The 15,599-nt window shown below is 71.1% G+C and carries 16 protein-coding genes and 1 riboswitch; of the genes, 9 read left to right on the forward strand and 7 right to left on the reverse strand.

Going from position 1 to position 15,599, the window contains the following annotated elements; genetic code table 11:
* Positions 1-99 precede the first annotated feature (99 nt).
* Positions 100-1,689, reverse strand: coding sequence for a C40 family peptidase (locus IW249_RS10940; RefSeq protein ID WP_196920628.1), 1,590 nt, complete (start codon positions 1,687-1,689; stop codon positions 100-102).
* A 239-nt stretch (positions 1,690-1,928) separates the two neighbouring features.
* Here IW249_RS10940 and mqnE point away from each other — a divergent pair, with 239 nt between their 5' ends.
* The 3 genes from mqnE to IW249_RS10955 all read left to right on the forward strand — a co-directional run bounded on the left by mqnE (position 1,929) and on the right by IW249_RS10955 (position 3,923).
* Positions 1,929-3,098: an aminofutalosine synthase MqnE gene (gene mqnE, locus IW249_RS10945; RefSeq protein ID WP_091395685.1), complete on the forward strand. Its 1,170-nt coding sequence runs from the start codon at positions 1,929-1,931 to the stop codon at positions 3,096-3,098.
* Positions 3,099-3,121: 23 nt separating this feature from the next.
* The gene (locus IW249_RS10950; RefSeq protein ID WP_091395682.1) at positions 3,122-3,559 is read left to right on the forward strand and encodes a hypothetical protein; all 438 of its coding nucleotides are present in this window, start codon (positions 3,122-3,124) and stop codon (positions 3,557-3,559) included.
* Positions 3,560-3,632: 73 nt separating this feature from the next.
* Complete coding sequence (locus IW249_RS10955) at positions 3,633-3,923, forward strand: DUF4229 domain-containing protein (protein ID WP_196920629.1); 291 nt, start codon at positions 3,633-3,635, stop codon at positions 3,921-3,923.
* A 78-nt stretch (positions 3,924-4,001) separates the two neighbouring features.
* Here IW249_RS10955 and IW249_RS10960 read toward each other — a convergent pair whose 3' ends face one another.
* The gene (locus tag IW249_RS10960; RefSeq protein ID WP_196920630.1) at positions 4,002-5,339 is read right to left on the reverse strand and encodes a C39 family peptidase; all 1,338 of its coding nucleotides are present in this window, start codon (positions 5,337-5,339) and stop codon (positions 4,002-4,004) included.
* A gap of 210 nt (positions 5,340-5,549) precedes the next feature.
* On the opposite strand from IW249_RS10960, the gene IW249_RS10965 reads away from it, so the two are divergent.
* From IW249_RS10965 to IW249_RS10980, 4 genes are all read left to right on the forward strand, one after another.
* A complete protein-coding gene (locus IW249_RS10965) occupies positions 5,550-7,430 on the forward strand; it encodes a M14 family metallopeptidase (protein WP_196920631.1) in 1,881 nt (626 codons plus the stop codon).
* 177 nt (positions 7,431-7,607) lie between these two features.
* Positions 7,608-7,673: riboswitch (cobalamin riboswitch) on the forward strand.
* Between the two features lie 112 nt (positions 7,674-7,785).
* Complete coding sequence (locus IW249_RS10970) at positions 7,786-8,715, forward strand: ABC transporter substrate-binding protein (protein WP_196920632.1); 930 nt, start codon at positions 7,786-7,788, stop codon at positions 8,713-8,715.
* A 13-nt stretch (positions 8,716-8,728) separates the two neighbouring features.
* Positions 8,729-9,799, forward strand: coding sequence for a FecCD family ABC transporter permease (locus tag IW249_RS10975; protein ID WP_196920633.1), 1,071 nt, complete (start codon positions 8,729-8,731; stop codon positions 9,797-9,799).
* Positions 9,796-10,614, forward strand: a complete 819-nt coding sequence (locus tag IW249_RS10980) for an ABC transporter ATP-binding protein (RefSeq protein ID WP_196920634.1) — start codon at positions 9,796-9,798, stop codon at positions 10,612-10,614. Before IW249_RS10975 ends, IW249_RS10980 begins: the two co-directional genes overlap by 4 nt.
* 16 nt (positions 10,615-10,630) lie before the next feature.
* Here the strand turns inward: IW249_RS10980 and IW249_RS10985 are convergent, their stop codons facing one another.
* The 5 genes from IW249_RS10985 to IW249_RS11005 all read right to left on the reverse strand — a co-directional run bounded on the left by IW249_RS10985 (position 10,631) and on the right by IW249_RS11005 (position 14,143).
* Positions 10,631-11,395, reverse strand: coding sequence for a VOC family protein (locus IW249_RS10985; protein ID WP_196920635.1), 765 nt, complete (start codon positions 11,393-11,395; stop codon positions 10,631-10,633).
* Between the two features lie 94 nt (positions 11,396-11,489).
* Complete coding sequence (locus IW249_RS10990; RefSeq protein WP_196920636.1) at positions 11,490-12,227, reverse strand: ABC transporter permease; 738 nt, start codon at positions 12,225-12,227, stop codon at positions 11,490-11,492.
* A 10-nt stretch (positions 12,228-12,237) separates the two neighbouring features.
* Positions 12,238-13,194, reverse strand: coding sequence for an ABC transporter ATP-binding protein (locus IW249_RS10995; RefSeq protein WP_231392481.1), 957 nt, complete (start codon positions 13,192-13,194; stop codon positions 12,238-12,240).
* A complete protein-coding gene (locus IW249_RS11000) occupies positions 13,191-13,502 on the reverse strand; it encodes a transcriptional regulator (RefSeq protein ID WP_196920637.1) in 312 nt (103 codons plus the stop codon). Before IW249_RS11000 ends, IW249_RS10995 begins: the two co-directional genes overlap by 4 nt.
* Complete coding sequence (locus IW249_RS11005) at positions 13,499-14,143, reverse strand: transporter (protein ID WP_196920638.1); 645 nt, start codon at positions 14,141-14,143, stop codon at positions 13,499-13,501. Before IW249_RS11005 ends, IW249_RS11000 begins: the two co-directional genes overlap by 4 nt.
* Positions 14,144-14,278: 135 nt before the next feature.
* Here IW249_RS11005 and IW249_RS11010 point away from each other — a divergent pair, with 135 nt between their 5' ends.
* Both IW249_RS11010 and IW249_RS11015 read left to right on the forward strand, forming a co-directional pair.
* Entirely contained in the window at positions 14,279-14,674 is a 396-nt protein-coding gene (locus IW249_RS11010) for a type VII secretion target (RefSeq protein WP_196920639.1), read from the forward strand.
* Positions 14,671-15,597, forward strand: coding sequence for a WXG100 family type VII secretion target (locus tag IW249_RS11015; RefSeq protein WP_196920640.1), 927 nt, complete (start codon positions 14,671-14,673; stop codon positions 15,595-15,597). Before IW249_RS11010 ends, IW249_RS11015 begins: the two co-directional genes overlap by 4 nt.
* The last annotated feature ends 2 nt before the right edge of the window (positions 15,598-15,599 follow it).

The following is a 15,599-nucleotide window of genomic DNA, read 5'->3' on the forward strand; positions in this document are numbered from 1 at the left end:
CATGCTCGCACCCGGACCCGTGACGTCGAGTCGGATGTGCCTGGTTGTCACGGTGCCACAGATCTTCCCGAGCGGACAGCCGGAGGCGGTCGTGGCGGATCAGCCCGCGGTGCTGGGGCTGCCCGTCGCGCTGCTAGTGCCCGTCGCGCTCGTGCTGACCTTCGGCGTGGTCGTCGGAGACGCGCTGGTCGGGGCCGTGGTCGGAGCCGGGGGCAGGGTCGTCGGAGTGTTGCTCGGGGTGTTCGCCGGCTTCGGCGTGCTGCTGGCGGTCGGCGTGGGCGTCGGGCTGGTCGTCAGCGTCGGCGTGGGCGTCGGTGTGGTGGGCTTCGTGGGCGTCGGCGTGGGCTTGGTGGGCGTCGGCGTGGGCTTCGTGGGCGACGGGGTGGGCGTCGGCTTGGTGGTCTTCGTCGGTGACGGCGACGGTGTGGGAGGCGGCTTCGGGGTCGAGACGGGCGGGGTCGGATTGGTCACGACCGGTGCCGGCACCGCGCCGATCACCCGGGTCGCGGCGTACAGCCGGGTCCAGCGGACGACCGAGATCTTGACGACGTCGCCCGTCGTGGGCGCCTGCACCATCTTGCCGTTGCCGATGTACATGCCGACGTGGTGGATCGTCGTCCAGCTGCTGCCCGAGGCGAAGAAGAGAAGGTCGCCGGGGAGCAGTGCGCTCTGCGGAACGGTGCGGCCACGGGTGGCGCGGTACTGGTCACGGGAGACCCGGGGCAGGTCGAAGTAGTCGGCGCCGGGGGACCGGTACGCCGCCCACATCAGGCCGGAGCAGTCGAACTGGTCCGGCCCCTCCTCGGACCACTTGTACGGGTCGCCGAGCTGGGCGAGCGCGTAGCGGACCGCGGCCAGTGCCCGGGGGTGCGCGGCCATGCCGCTGATGTTCTGGTTGGAGACGTAGCCGGCGCCGATCTGCTGCTCGGCGGCTTCCTGCTGGCGTTCGATCTCGATCAGCGCGGCGGCGTTGTCCCGGCGCAGCTTGAGCAGGCTCGCCTCGGCGGTGCGCAGCGCCGTCTCACCGGTGGTGAACTCCACCTCGGCGGTGGCGAGCAGGGCCTTGGCCTCGCTGTGCTTCTGGTACGCGGCCTGCTCACCGGCGCGCGCCCGGGACAGCTCCCCGGCCACTCCGGTGGTGCCGCCGTCGACCTTCTCGCCACGGGTGATCGCCTGGAGGCGGCTCAGCCCGCGGATGTCCTGGGCGAGGTCGCCCGGCGGCAGCGCGGCGGCTTCCTTGACGGCCTCGGCGGCGGCGGTGTCGGCGGTCTGCTGGGCCCGGAGCAGGGCGTCCTGTGCGGTTGCCAGCGCCTTGCCGGCCGCGTCGAGCTGCGCCTGCGCGTCGACGCGTTTCTGCCGGGTCAGCAGCAACGCCTCGCCGAGTGCGCCGACCTGGGCCTCGCCGGCGGAGATCGCGGTGGCCAGTGGGCCGTTGCCGATGTTGACCACCGGCGGGGCGGGCACACCGGCGACCGGTGCGCCGCCGGGCAGTTGGAGTGAGCCGGTGACCGCCGGGCGTGAGCCGGTGTCCGGCACTGTGGTCGGCACGCCGGGCTCCGCGTACGCGGGGGTGGCCAGTACGGCCGCGGCGATCGCGCCGAGCAGGGCGGCCCAGAGCTTCGGACGCAGGACCGGCGAGATCACCGGGCTCCGTCGTCGCTGCCGTCGCCCGCGCCCGCTGTAGACCATGCCGCTCCCCGTCCGACTGCCTCTCGTCGCGCTCGGTGGGCGCGACCGTCGGGACGGTACCAGTGTGTGTGTTCCGCCCCACCTTGTTACTACCGCACCTCGCCACCCTTGTCGATGCGTTGCCGGGTTACGGGAGGCTGAGAGTCTGGTGAAGTGGGTCGCTGCCGGCGACCGTGCCGCCGGACCGGTCGGCACCGCGACGTACGCTCGATCCGGACCGCAGGTGGAAGGGACGTGCCATGGACGCCGGACTCAAGCGTGAGCTCGAAGCGAAGGTGTACGCCGGTGAGCGGCTGACCCGCGAGGACGGGGTCGCCCTCTACGAGAGCGACGACCTGACCTGGCTGGGGCGGCTGGCGCACCACAAGCGCACCGAGTTGAACGGCGAGCGGGTGATGTTCAACGTCAACCGGCACCTCAACCTGACAAACGTCTGCTCGGCGTCCTGTGCGTACTGCTCGTTCCAGCGCAAGCCGGGCGAGAAGGACGCGTACACGATGCGCATCGACGAGGCGGTCCGCAAGGCCAAGGAGATGGAGGACGAGCAGCTCACCGAGTTGCACATCGTCAACGGCCTGCACCCCACGCTGCCCTGGCGTTACTACCCGAAGGTGCTGCGTGAGCTGAAGGCGGCGCTGCCGAACGTCAAGCTCAAGTGCTTCACGGCGACCGAGGTGCAGTGGTTCGAGAAGATCAGCGGCCTGAGCGCCGACGAGATCCTCGACGAGCTGATGGACGCCGGCCTGGAGTCGCTGACCGGTGGCGGCGCGGAGATCTTCGACTGGGAGGTCCGGCAGCACATCGTCGACCACGCCTGCCACTGGGAAGACTGGTCGCGCATCCACGCCCTGGCGCACAGCAAGGGCATGAAGACCCCGGCGACGATGCTGTACGGCCACATCGAGGAGCCCCGGCACCGCGTCGACCACGTGCTGCGCCTGCGTGAGTTGCAGGACGAGACCGGCGGCTTCGCGGTCTTCATCCCGCTGCGCTACCAGCACGACTTCGTCGACTCGGCGGACGGCAAGATCCGTAACCGGATCCAGGCGCGCACCACGATGGCCTCCCCGGCCGAGTCGCTGAAGACGTTCGCGGTCTCCCGGCTGCTCTTCGACAACGTGCCGCACCTGAAGAACTTCTGGGTGATGCACGGGCTGTCGGTGGCCCAGCTCTCGCTGAACTTCGGCGTGGACGACCTGGACGGCTCCGTCGTCGAATACAAGATCACCCACGACGCCGACTCGTACGGCACCCCGAACACCATGCACCGCGACGACCTGCTGCACCTGATCTGGGACGCCGGCTTCCAGCCGGTCGAGCGGGACACCCGCTACAACGTGGTCCGGGAGTACGACAAGGCACCGTCGCTGGCCGAGCGGCGCGCCGAGCCGCAGCAGGTCTGGGCCTGAGCCGCCACGTACCCTCGCAGTCGATGACCGAGCAACGAGGACCTGAGCAGCAGAGCGGGTTTCCCCGCCGGGACGCCGAAGGGCGCATCCGTACCCTGGGCGATCTGCTCGGGGTGTGCCTGGCCGGCCTGGTCATCGGCGTGCTCGCGCTGGTGCTGTTCGACTGGGCGTTCGCGTCGATCGGCGCCGGCGACTTCGGGCACACGAACGGTTGGCTGGCGGTGATCCTGCCGGCCTGGCTGTTCTGGGACGACTTCCGCGCCTGGGAGTTCGGCGCCGCCCGGGTGGTGGCGGCGGTGGTCGCCGCTGCCGTCGGGGTGTTCGCGGGGCTGCTGATCGCCGGTCTGGGCGCGGGGTTGCCGCCGCTGCTCTCCGGCGCGTTGGCGGCGGGGGCGTTCACAGTGGCGTACGCGGCCCTCTGGTTCCCGGGCGTCCGCTGGCTGGCCCGCCGGACCGGCTGACCACGACCGCCCGCCGGGCGGCTCGACCCTTCCGCCGGCAGTGGCGGGCGACGGAGAGAACGGAGTGGTGCGGGTGAGCGCCGCGCTCAAGTACACGCTGGGCCGGATCGGGCTGTTCATCGCCGTGCTGGCCGGCCTCTGGCTGATCGACATGAACGTGTTCCTGAAGCTGATGCTGGCGTTGGTGTTCTCCGCCGCGCTCTCCTTCTTTCTGCTGCGCGGGTGGCGGGACGAGATGGCCGGCGAGATCGCCGAAGCAGCCGAGCGCCGCCGCACGGAAAAGGAACGCCTCCGCTCCGCCCTGGCCGGCGAAGACCACCCCACCCAAACCCCCGACCCCCAAACCCCAGACTCCCCGCGTTGATCAAGAGGTTTGCGTCACCAGGACGGCATCCGGTGACGCAAACCTTTTGATCAACATGTGCTCAGGCGGGCACCGGGGCTACCAGTTGGTGGAGCCGGGGACCTTGGGCCAGGGCTTTGTGGTGGGCTTGATCAGGTACGCGATGCCGCCGGAGCCGCCGGAGACGCCGCCGCTGGCGTTGGTGCGCTTGGTCCGCAGCCAGATCTGCTCGAACTGCGCCCGCTTGTAGACGTTGCGCACCACGTCGTTGCTGGACGACGCGGGGTCGTTGACGATCACGTCGCCGTCGGCGGTGAAGCCGACCACCACGAAGAGGTGCCCGGAGGTGCCGTAGTTCGCCCCGTCCAGCTCACTGGCGAGGAAGGACTGACTGGTCACCACGGGGATGCCTGCGGCGATGAAACGCTCCAGCTCGTCCAGCGAGTGCAGTCGGGTCACCCGGCCCTCCAGCCCGGGGAAGCTGGCCGCGTACGCGGTGTTGAACGGCCAGTTGCCCGCGCCGTCGTACGCGTAGTCGTAGGTCATCCGCGCCGCGTGGTTGACGGTCGGGTCGGGGTAGGTCGGGTCCACCCAGGAGGTGTCGGCGGCCGACGGCTTGCGACCCCAGTACTCGACCACCATCTCCGTCGAGGTGGGTGAGCACCAGGCCTCTCCGCCGCCGTCGTACTCGGGGTAGTGCCCGGAGTGCACGTTCTGCGAGTAGCGCGGTACCGGCAGCTCGACACCCCAGGCGATGTGCCCGGCGCTCGGCGGCACAGTGAACCGGTCCGGCACCGTGGAGCTCATCGCGCCCAGCATCCGGACCACCGGGGCGGCGGTCTGCCCGGGTGCCCGGTAGAGGGTCAGCTTGAGCTGGTACGACCGGAGCAGCACCCCGGCGGTGGCGTCGTCGATGCTGAAGGTGTCGGTCCAGATCGTCGAGAAGGGGTCGCCCTGCCGGTTGACGCTGGTCCGCTTGATGTCGGTGTCGCCGGACGCCCAGCGACCCAGGACGTACCACGGGGTCTGGTCGCCGCTGGTGTAGTTGCCCAGCATCTCCACCTGGATCCAGGTGCCGGCGGGGGTCTCCGCGTTCCAGGAGGCGATCAGTTCGGTGGCGTCGAACCCGATCCGGGTCACCGGCGAGGTCCAGGTGCCGTACTCCCAGGTGCGGGTGACGCCGGTGTGCGGGTCCGCGTACTCGGTGGTGCCGGCCGGGCGGGCCAGGGTGACGCCCGCTCGGGCGCCGGGCACGACGCGGGTGCCGGCCCGGCTGCCCCGGTGCCAGTCGGCGGGCCCGGACCAGTCCTGGTAGGTGATCTGCTCGTCGTGGGCGGGTGCGGGCGGGTGGGCCGCCAGCGCGGGCGCGGCGCTGGTGAGCAGGGTGAGCGTGGTGACGCCGGCGAGGGCGGCCGCGCGCAGGCGGGATCTGGCCATGGGTGCTCCGCGGTGTCGAGGGGGCATCGTCGCTGGTCAGTTTTCCGCTTGGAGGGAAGTTTCGCCAGATGTTGATAGGTGGAAAATCATTGCCGCCGTGATGGTCCGCTTGGGATGGACAACGCAGCGATCAATATTGATATGACCATGTGACAGGTGGTGAAGTGTCCTTCACCGAGCGGGATCTCCCGCCCATCGAGGAGGTAGTCAATGGCCCTCCGCACGCCCATCCCCCTCCGCCGTGTCCTGGTGCTCGCTGTCGTCACCGGGCTGGGCATCGTCACAGTCGCCGCCGGTCCGGTCGCCGCCCGACCGGCACCGGACCGCACCGCCGAGCCGGCCGCCGCCGCCGGCTACCGGGTGCTCGGGCCCCGGACCCTCGCCGACCGCAACGCGGTGGCCCGCACCGGAGCCGCCATCGACTACTCCGAACACGGCGTGCTGCACATCTCGGCCACCGCGGACGAGGCCGCCGCGATCGGCAAGCTCGGCTTCCGGCTGGAACCGCTCGCCCCGCCGCCCAACGCCGAGCGCGGCGCCGGCGACTTCGGCGCACTGGCCTTCCCGCCGGCCGACTCCAACTACCACGACTACGCGGAACTGGCAGCCGTCGTGAACCAGGTCGTCGCCGACCATCCGGCGATCGCCCGCAAGATCAGCATCGGTTCGTCGTACGAGGGCCGCGACCTGATGGCGGTGAAGATCTCCGACAACGTCGGCACCGACGAGAACGAGCCGGAGATCCTGTTCAACTCCCAGCAGCACGCCCGTGAGCACCTGACCGTCGAGATGGCGATCTACCTGCTCAACCTCTTCACCGACAGCTACGGCAGCGACTCCCGGATCGCCAACATCGTCAACGGCCGGGAGATCTGGATCGTGCCGACGGTCAACCCCGACGGCAGCGAGTACGACATCGCCACCGGCTCGTACCGGTCCTGGCGCAAGAACCGGCAGCCCAACAGCGGCTCGTCCAACGTCGGCACCGACCTGAACCGCAACTGGTCCTACAACTGGGGATGCTGCGGCGGCTCGTCCGGCACCACCTCATCGGAGACCTACCGGGGGCCGTCGGCGTTCTCCGCGCCCGAGACGCAGGCGCTGCGCAACTTCGTCAACGGCCGGGTGGTCGGCGGTGTGCAGCAGATCAAGGCCAACATCGACTTCCACACGTACTCGCAGTTGGTGCTCTGGCCGTACGGCTACACCACGGCGAACACCGCGACCGGGATGAACGCGGACCAGTACAACACCTTCGCCACCATCGGACAGCAGATGGCGGCCACCAACAACTACACCCCGCAACAGTCAAGCGACCTCTACATCACCGACGGGGACAGCATCGACTGGATGTGGGCCACCCACAACATCTGGGCGTACACCTTCGAGATGTACCCGGGCTCGTCCGGCGGCGGCGGCTTCTACCCGCCCGACGAGGTCATCCCGGCGCAGACCTCCCGCAACCGGGAGGCGGTGCTGCTGCTCAGCGAGTACGCCGACTGCCCGTACCGGGCCATCGGCAAGCAGGCGCAGTACTGCGGCGGCGGTGGTGGCACCACTGTCTGGTCGGACACCTTCGAGACCGCCACCGGCTGGACCATCAACCCGGGCGGCACCGACACCGCCACGGTCGGCGCGTTCGAGCGGGGCGCCGCCCAGGCGACCACGTCCTCCGGAGCCAAGCAGCTCACCCCGTACGCCGGGTCCAACGACCTGGTCACCGGTCGGCTGGCCGGCTCGGCGGCCGGTGACTACGACGTCGACGGCGGCGTGACCAGCGCCCGGTCCCCGGCGGTGACCCTGCCGTCGTCCGGCACGCTGACCCTCTCGCTCGCCTGGTACCTGGCACACGGCTCGAACGCCTCGTCGGCGGACTACCTGCGGGTGAGCGTGGTGCACAACGGTGGCACCACAGCGCTGCTCACCCAGTCCGGCGCGGCCAGCAACCGTAACGGGAGCTGGGCGCTCGCCAACCTCAACCTGACCCCGTACGCCGGCCAGTCGGTCCGCGTGCTCGTCGAGGCGGCGGACGCGTCCGGAGCCAGCCTGGTCGAGGCGGCTGTGGACAACGTCACCATCACGTCCTCCTGATCGGGTGGGGCCCCGTCCCGCCCCGGCGGGGCCCCACCACCCGTTCCCGAGCCTCCAGATACGGGACATATCCTGACTGTGCGGCGGTCCGCTCGATCGTCCAGCGCCGATCGACCCTTGATCGATCCGGCACGTCCTGGCGGTGCGCTACCGTCTTAGCGACCAGTCCGCAGCGAAGCCGGTGCGAAACCCGGCGCTGTCCCGCAACTGTGATGCCCCACCGGTCGGTGGGGACGAGCCAGGTCGCCTACGGATCGGTCGCGATACGCGCTCTCGAGGAAGGGCGCCTCGTGGGCGGGCGTACGAAAGTCCCTGTCGGCGAAGCACCACACTCCTCGACCGACAGGAGGCCCCCATGTTCAGACGTACCCCTCGGCTCTTCGCGGCGACCCTCGCGGTCACCGCGCTCGCCCTCGGCGCCTGCGCCGAGAAGGCCGACGACCAGCCGAGCGCCGGCACCGCAGCCGCGGCCTACCCGGTCACGGTCGGCGCGCTCACCCTCGACAAGCGCCCCGAGAAGATCGTCGTGTTGTCGCCCACCGCCACCGAGATGCTCTTCGCGATCGGCGCCGGCCCGCAGGTCACCGCCGTCGACGACCAGTCGAACTACCCGGCCGACGTGCCCAAGACCGACCTCTCCGCCTTCCAGCCCAACGCCGAGGCGATCGCCGGTAAGAACCCTGACCTCGTGGTGCTCTCCGACGACCGCAACAAGATCGTCGAGCAGCTCGGCAAGCTGAAGATTCCGGTGTACCAGACCCCGGCGGCGACCACGCTCGACGACTCGTACCGGCAGATCACCGAGCTGGGCACGCTGACCGGGCACGCCGACCAGGCCACCGACGTCACCACCCGGATGAAGGACGACATCGCCAAGCTGGTCAAGGACCTGCCGCAGCGCACCGAGAAGCTCACCTACTTCCACGAGCTGGGCCCGGAGCTGTACAGCGCCACCAGCAAGACCTTCATCGGCTCGCTCTACAGCCAGGCCGGCCTGACCAACATCGCCGACCCCGCCGACGCGGACGGCAAGAACTTCGGCTACCCGCAGCTGTCCCAGGAGTTCATCGTCAAGGCCGACCCGGACTTCGTCTTCCTGGCCGACGCCAAGTGCTGCCAGCAGAGCGCCGACACGGTCAAGGCGCGCAGTGGCTGGGCCGGCCTCACCGCAGTGAAGAACAACCAGGTCGTCGCCCTGGACGACGACGTCGCCTCCCGCTGGGGCCCGCGGGTCGTGGACCTGCTCCGGGTCATCATCGACGCGGTCGCCAAGGTGCCCGCGTGACAGTCGTCCGTCGGTGACCGGGTTGCTGTCTGCGGCCCGGCCTGCCGGGTTGCGCAAGCGGTGGCTGCTCGCGGGAGTGTTCGCGGTACTCGTCGCGCTCGTCGTCGGGGTGTCGCTCGGCCCGGTGAGCCTGCCCCCGGGCAGCGTCGCGGCCGAACTGCTCAACCTCTTTCCCGGGGTGCACCTCGACAGCGGGCTGACCGAGCGCGAGATCGCGATCGTCACCGAGCTGCGCCTGCCCCGGGTGGTGCTGGGCCTGCTCGTCGGCGGTCTGCTCGCTCTCGCCGGTGGTTGCTACCAGGGTGTGTTCCGCAATCCGCTGGCCGACCCGTACCTGCTCGGGGTGGCCGCCGGCGCCGGCCTCGCTGTCACCGCGGCGATCGCCCTCGGCGGCGCCGGCCAGCAGGGCACGCTCTCCGGGCTGCCGATGACCATTCCCCTGGCCGCGTTCGCCGGTTCCCTCCTCGCCGTCACGATGACCTACGTGCTGGGCGCGGCCGGTGGACGACGCGGGTCGCCGGCGATGCTGATCCTGGCCGGGGTGGCGGTCTCCGCGTTCCTCTCCGCCGGGCAGACGTACCTCCTGCAACGACACGCCGACAGCATCCAGCCGGTCTACTCCTGGCTGCTCGGCCGGCTGGCCACCGCCGGTTGGCACGACGTGCTGCTGGTGCTGCCGTACGCCGCGCTGACCACAGTGGTGGTGCTGCTGCACCGCCGCGAGCTGGACGTCCTCGCGGTCGGCGACGACGAGGCGAGAAGCCTCGGCCTGCACCCGCAGCGCACCCGCTACCTGCTGATCGCCGCCGCCTCCCTGGGCACCGCGGCGGCGGTCTCCGCGACCGGCCTGATCGGCTTCGTCGGCATCATCGTGCCGCACACCGTCCGACTGCTCGCCGGGTCCAGCTACCGGGTGATCCTGCCGATGTCACTGCTCTTCGGCGGCGCGTTCCTGGCGCTGACCGACGTGGTGGCCCGCACCGTCGCCGCTCCGTCCGAGCTGCCGATCGGAGTGGTGACCGCCCTGCTCGGTGGCCCGTTCTTCGTCCTCGTGCTGCGGACCGCACGGCGAGTGCTCACGTGAGCCACGAATCCGCCAGCCGCGAACCCGCTGCCGGTGCGCCGGCCGTCGAGGTGCGCGGGCTGCATGTCGCCCTCGGTGGCACGCCGACCCTGACCGGCGTCGACCTCACCGTCGCCGTCGGCGAGTGGGTCACCGTGATCGGCCCGAACGGCGCCGGCAAATCCACCCTGTTGCGCGCCGTCGGCGGCCTGCTGCCCGCGCCGAAGGCGATCACCCTCTTCGGTACGCCGAGTGCTGCGCTGCGCCGTCGGGACCGCGCCCGGATAGTGGCCACGGTGGCACAGTCCCCGGTGGTGCCCCCCGGCATGTCGGTGCTGGACTACGTGCTGCTCGGCCGCACCCCGTACATCCCGACCCTGGGCCGGGAGTCGACCGCCGACGTCGACGCCGTGCACGAGGTGCTGGGGCAGTTGGACCTCGCCGGCTTCCACCGTCGCGAACTGGCCACCCTCTCCGGCGGTGAACGGCAGCGGGTGTTCCTCGCCCGCGCGCTCGCCCAGGGCGCGACGCTGCTGCTACTCGACGAGCCGACCAGCGCGCTCGACATCGGCCACCAGCAGGACGTGCTCGAAGTCGTCGACCAGCTGCGCCGCGAGCACGGCCTGACCGTCCTGGCCACGATGCACGACCTCTCCCTGGCCGGCGAGTACGCCGACCGGATGGTGATGCTCGCCGCCGGTCAGGTGGTGGCCGCCGGAACTCCGCCCGAGGTGCTGACCGAGGAGCTGCTCGCCACCCACTACCGGGCCAGCGTCCGGGTGGTCCCCGGCGCCCACGGCCCGCTGGTGGTCCCCGTCCGCCCCACCCGCCAGTGAGCACGCTCTCCCAGGGTCAAGGGCCCAGGTCGATGACGGAGAAGAGGGCGCCCTGGGGGTCGCGGAGGGCGGCGAAGCGGCCCGCCGGGATGTCACGGGGCGGGACCAGGATCGTTCCACCCAGCTCGGCGGCGCGGGCCGCGGCGGCGTCCGCGTCGGCCACCGCGAAGTACACCGTCCAGTACGCGGGCAGGTCGCCCGGGAAGTCGTCGGCCAGCGGCGGCATCATCCCGGCGACGATCTGCGTCCCGAGCCGCCACCCGGTGTACGTCATGGCACCCACCGCCTGGTCGTCGGGCTGCCAGCCGAACACCAGCTCGTAGAAGACCTTCGCGCCCTCGGGGTCGGGGGTGACCAGCTCGTTCCAGCTCATCGCGCCCGGCACGTTGAACACCTCGGCACCGGCCATGGCCAGCGGCTGCCAGACGCTGAACGTGGCGCCGGCCGGGTCGGCGAAGACCGCCATCCAGCCCTTGTCGAAGACCTCGAACGGGGGTACGACGACCTGCCCGCCGGCCCGTTCGACCCGGCCGGCGACCAGTTCGGCGTCGTCGGTGGCGAGGTACGTCGACCAGATCGGGACCTGGTCGGGGATCGCGGGCGGGCCGGCGCCGGCCACCGGCTTGCCGTCGAGCAGGAAGACCGTGTAGCCGCCCGCCTCGGGCTCCGGGGTGACCTGGCCGGTCCACCCGAACAGCTCCGGGTAGAAACGCCGCGCGTCGGTCAGGTCCGGGGTGGCCAGGTCGGCCCAGCAGGGCGTACCCGGCGGGACGGTGCTCACGTCAAGACCCCTCTCGGCCCGGGCGGCCACGACGGCCCCCTGCCGGAATCCTGGCACCGTCCCGCCGCGGTCCGGGGCGGAAACGGACGAATCGTCAGCTGAACCGGCGACCCTCGTCCCGCCGGTACGCCCAGCCGGCGAGCGCGGCGAGCAGCACCACCCAGACACCGAGCATGATCAGTGCCAGCGGCTCCACGTCGTAGTCGCCCACCGCCGCCCACATCAGTTCGGCCGCGCCCCTGGTGGGCAGGTACGGCGCGATCGTCTCGATGAACCCGGGCGCGTCGCCCGGCGCGGAGAGCAGGCCGCCGCCGAACGCGAGCGGCAGGAAGAGCACCTGCGCCACCACGATCGCCGCCTTGCTCGGCAGCGAGTAGCCGATGGCGAGGCCCATCAGCGTGAACGGCACCGAGATGACGGCCACCGTGCCGAGAGCCAGCAGGAACGCCGCCGGGGTGAGCTGGGCCGCGGTCAGCGTCGCTCCGATCACCGCGACGGGGATCAGCGAGAGGTAGGTCAGCGCCAGGCCGGCCAGCACCCGGCCGGCGAACCGCGGCGCGGGTCCGGCCGGCAGGGTCCGGGTGTACGGGTTCCAGGGCTGGTCGCGGTCCTCGGCGACACCGACGCCGTACTGGAAGATGTTGGCGCTCATCACCGAGAAGGTGACCATCGACGCGGTGGCGTAGGTGGCACCGACCGCGTCGTCACCGGCGAACGGCACCACGAAGAAGATCATGGCGGCGGCTGGGAAGAAGGCGCTGCCGAAGACGGCCACCGGAATCCGGATGATCTCCAGGAGTTGGTAGCGGGCGTGGACCAGGGCGAGCTGCACTGTCGCCTCCTCAGACGGTGGTGGGTCGGCCGCCGGCAGCGGCAGTGGTGGGTTGGCCGGTGCCGGCGGGCTCGTCGCCGCTGGTGACGTTTCCGCTGGTGACGTCGCCGCTGGTGATGGCGAGGAACGCCTCCTCCAGCGAGGTCGGCCGTACCTCCAGGTCGGTGAACGGGGTCCGGGCCGTGACCAGCGCTCGGACCAGCTCGTCGGCGTCGGTGGTGAGCAGGTGCAGCCGACCGTCGATCCGTTCGCTGCGGACCACCCCGGGCAGGTCGGGCAGGTCGTCGGCGATCAGGCTGACCCGGCGTACGCCCACGATGCCGCGCACCGCGTCCACCGTGTCGTCGGCCAGCACCCGGCCCTGCCCGATGACCACCACCCGGTGGGCGAGCGCCTCCACCTCCTCCAGGTAGTGGCTGCTCAACAGGACGGTGCCGCCGTCGTCGTGGAATGCCCGGATCGCGTCCCACAGTGTGTGCCGGGCGGCCACGTCCAGGCCCGTGGTGGGTTCGTCGAGCAGCACCAGCCGGGGCCGGCCGACGAACGCCAACGCCACCGCCAACCGGCGGCGCTGCCCGCCGGAGAGCCCTCCGGTCTGCCGTCGGGCCAGGTCGGCGAGGCCGAAGCGGTCGAGCAGCTCCGCCCGGGGCACCGGGTCGGGATAGTGCGCGGAGACGAAGTCGACGACCTCGCCGACGCGCAGCGTGCCGGGCAGACCGGTCTCCTGTGGGGTGACCCCGATCTGCCGCCGGCTCGCCGGGTCGCGGGGGTCGCCACCGAACAGCTCCACCCGCCCGGAGCTGGGGCGGCGCAGGCCCACCAGCAGGTTCATCAGGGTGCTCTTGCCGGCGCCGTTCGGCCCGAGCAGGCCGACCAGCTCACCGGCCCGGACTTCCAGGTCGACACGGTCGAGGGCGAGGACGTCGCCGTACCGGCGGCTGGCCTGGTCGGCGCGGGCGAGGGTCATGGCTGCTCCTTCGACGGGGTGGGGTCGAGCAGGGCGCGGATAGCTTCGGTGTACTCCTCGAACGCCAGCCGGCCTCGCCGGCTGAGCCCGACCAGGGTCGCCGGCGTGCGTCCACGATGGGTCTTGCTGATCTCCACGTAGCCGGCGTCCTCGAGTTTGCGCAGGTGAACCGAGAGGTTGCCGGCGGTCATCGCGAGCAGCTCCTGGAGGCGGGGGAACGCGATCTTGTCGCCGACGTTGAGAGCGGAGAGGGTGGCCACCACCCGTAGCCGGGCCTGCGCGTGGATGACCGGATCCAGCTCGGTCACGGCTGCTGTCGCTGTCGCTGTCGCCGCCTGGCGAGCGCGCCGGCCACCAGGATTCCGCCGCCGCCGGCCACCGCCACGACGAGCGGGTGCCAGCCCGGCCCGGCGATCGCCCCGATCAGGTTGATCACGCTGATCCAGACGCCGAGGCGGAACAGGTCCTGGTCCAGCCAGACCGCCCCGCCGGCCATGTGCAGCGCGCCGGTCAGCCCGACGGCGGTCGCCGACCAGAGCAGCGCCGCCAGGTCGTGCGGCAGGTGCTCGGAGATCCGGCCCAGCCCCGCGTAGACGCTCACCGAACCGAGGGCCCAGGCGTAGCCGTACCACTGCCCTCGCCGGGCGGAGTCGCCGGTCACCTGGCCGTAGGCCCGCACGCTGACCACTGCCTGGATCGCTCCGGCGGCCGCGAGCAGTACGAACAGGACGGTCAGTGGCAGCCAGCTCGGCAGGTGGACCAGCGCTCGGTCACCGGGGGAGAACCGGAGGAAGAACAGCCCGAAACCGACCAGCCAGGCGACACCCCACGGCCAGTAGAGCAGGCGGGCATCGGGATCGAGCCGGCGTGCCGTCGCCGACCGTTGGTCCTGGATCAGCCGGAGTGCCGCCGCGGCGTCGGTGGGCGGTGAATCATCGTCGAGGTCCACGCAAACTACTTTACGGCACAAAGTCGAGCTGAGTGACCCCGTCATCACCGGTCGGGACCCCCGCTCGCGGCGGGCAGTGCCTATGGTGGGGAGTCGTGGCGACTGACCCGTCGCACAGGCCACAGGGGAGGGTCCGTGTCAAGCCCGAGCAATGAGCTGGAGGTCCAGCCGGAGGCCCTGACGGCGTTCGCCGCGGGGTCCAAGGATCGGGCGGCCCGTTTCCGCGAGCTGCACCGCGCCTTCGGCGACGGGCACGTGCCCCGGCACGCCTTCGGGGTGATGCCGGCGTCCTTCAACCTCGCGGCGACGTACGCCGAGCAGTTCGAGGCGTGCCTGCAGGGGCTCGCCGACGGCGCCGAGATGATGGCGGACATCGCGGAGGGGGTCAGTGACACCGCCGCCGCCTACACCGGCACCGACGCGGCCACCACCGACCTGTTCGTGCCCGGCCGCCCGCCCGCCCCCGACGTCATAGCGCCGGGCCCCTGGTCGGGTGGCACCGGCGCTCCGAGCGGGCCGGTGCCCGCATGAGCACCGAGGCGTTGCAGCGCAACAGGACCTACTTCGAGCAGATCGTGTCGGGCACCCCCGACCCCTTCAAGCCGCTCTCCAACGCGGTGCTCTGGCCGTTCGAGCAGTTGCTGGAGCTGGTCGCCGGCGAACCGGACGACCTGATGCGGGCCGCGCAGCTCTGCCTGGACACCGGCGCGGCGGTCCGGGACATCGCCGGTGACCAGATCGCCGACCGGGCCCGGTTGCGCGGCGCCTGGACGGGCGACGCCGCCGAGAGCTTCCATGCCTCGATGGAGTCGGTGGAGGCGGCGATCGAGGAGTTGGCCCAGGGGCTCGACGGCACCAAGGACGTGCTGGTCGAGGCGGCGAACGCGGCGGTGGACGCGTTCAACCTGCTGGTCGAGCTGATCCTCGAGTTCCTGCTCTGGTTCCTCACCGAGGTGATCATCGCGGCGGTGGCCGCAGCGCTGAGCGCCGGCGTCTCGCTGGCCGCCACCGTGGTCCGGGTGCTGGCCCGGCTGGCCACCACAGTGGGTCGGATGGTCAAGATCGTCGCTCGGTTCGCCGAGGTGCTCACCCGCCTCGCCGCCCGGCTGGGCAAGGTCGCCGGGCAGCTCCGCAAGTACGCGGACACCGTCATGGAGATCAAGCGGCGGAAGAAGCAGTACAAGCTGCTCAGCAAGGGTGGCTGGACGCCCGAGGGGCGTGCCTTCCAGGTCGAGAAGTTCAAGACCCTCTTTCCCGGCAAGTTCGTCATCAACCAGGTCTCGCCGGTCAACATCCCCGGCTTCGGCGGCGCCCTGCTGGACACCGGCGTGGGTCTGCACGACATCTCCGACGGGCACAAGGACCGCAACTACCTGGTGGACGGCACGTACAGCGAAGACCTGGGCCCGTACACAGTGGGTGTGCAGAATGTCTTCGACTCCATCGTGAACTGAGA

The organism is Micromonospora vinacea, from assembly GCF_015751785.1.
In the GTDB taxonomy this organism is placed as follows: domain Bacteria; phylum Actinomycetota; class Actinomycetes; order Mycobacteriales; family Micromonosporaceae; genus Micromonospora; species Micromonospora vinacea.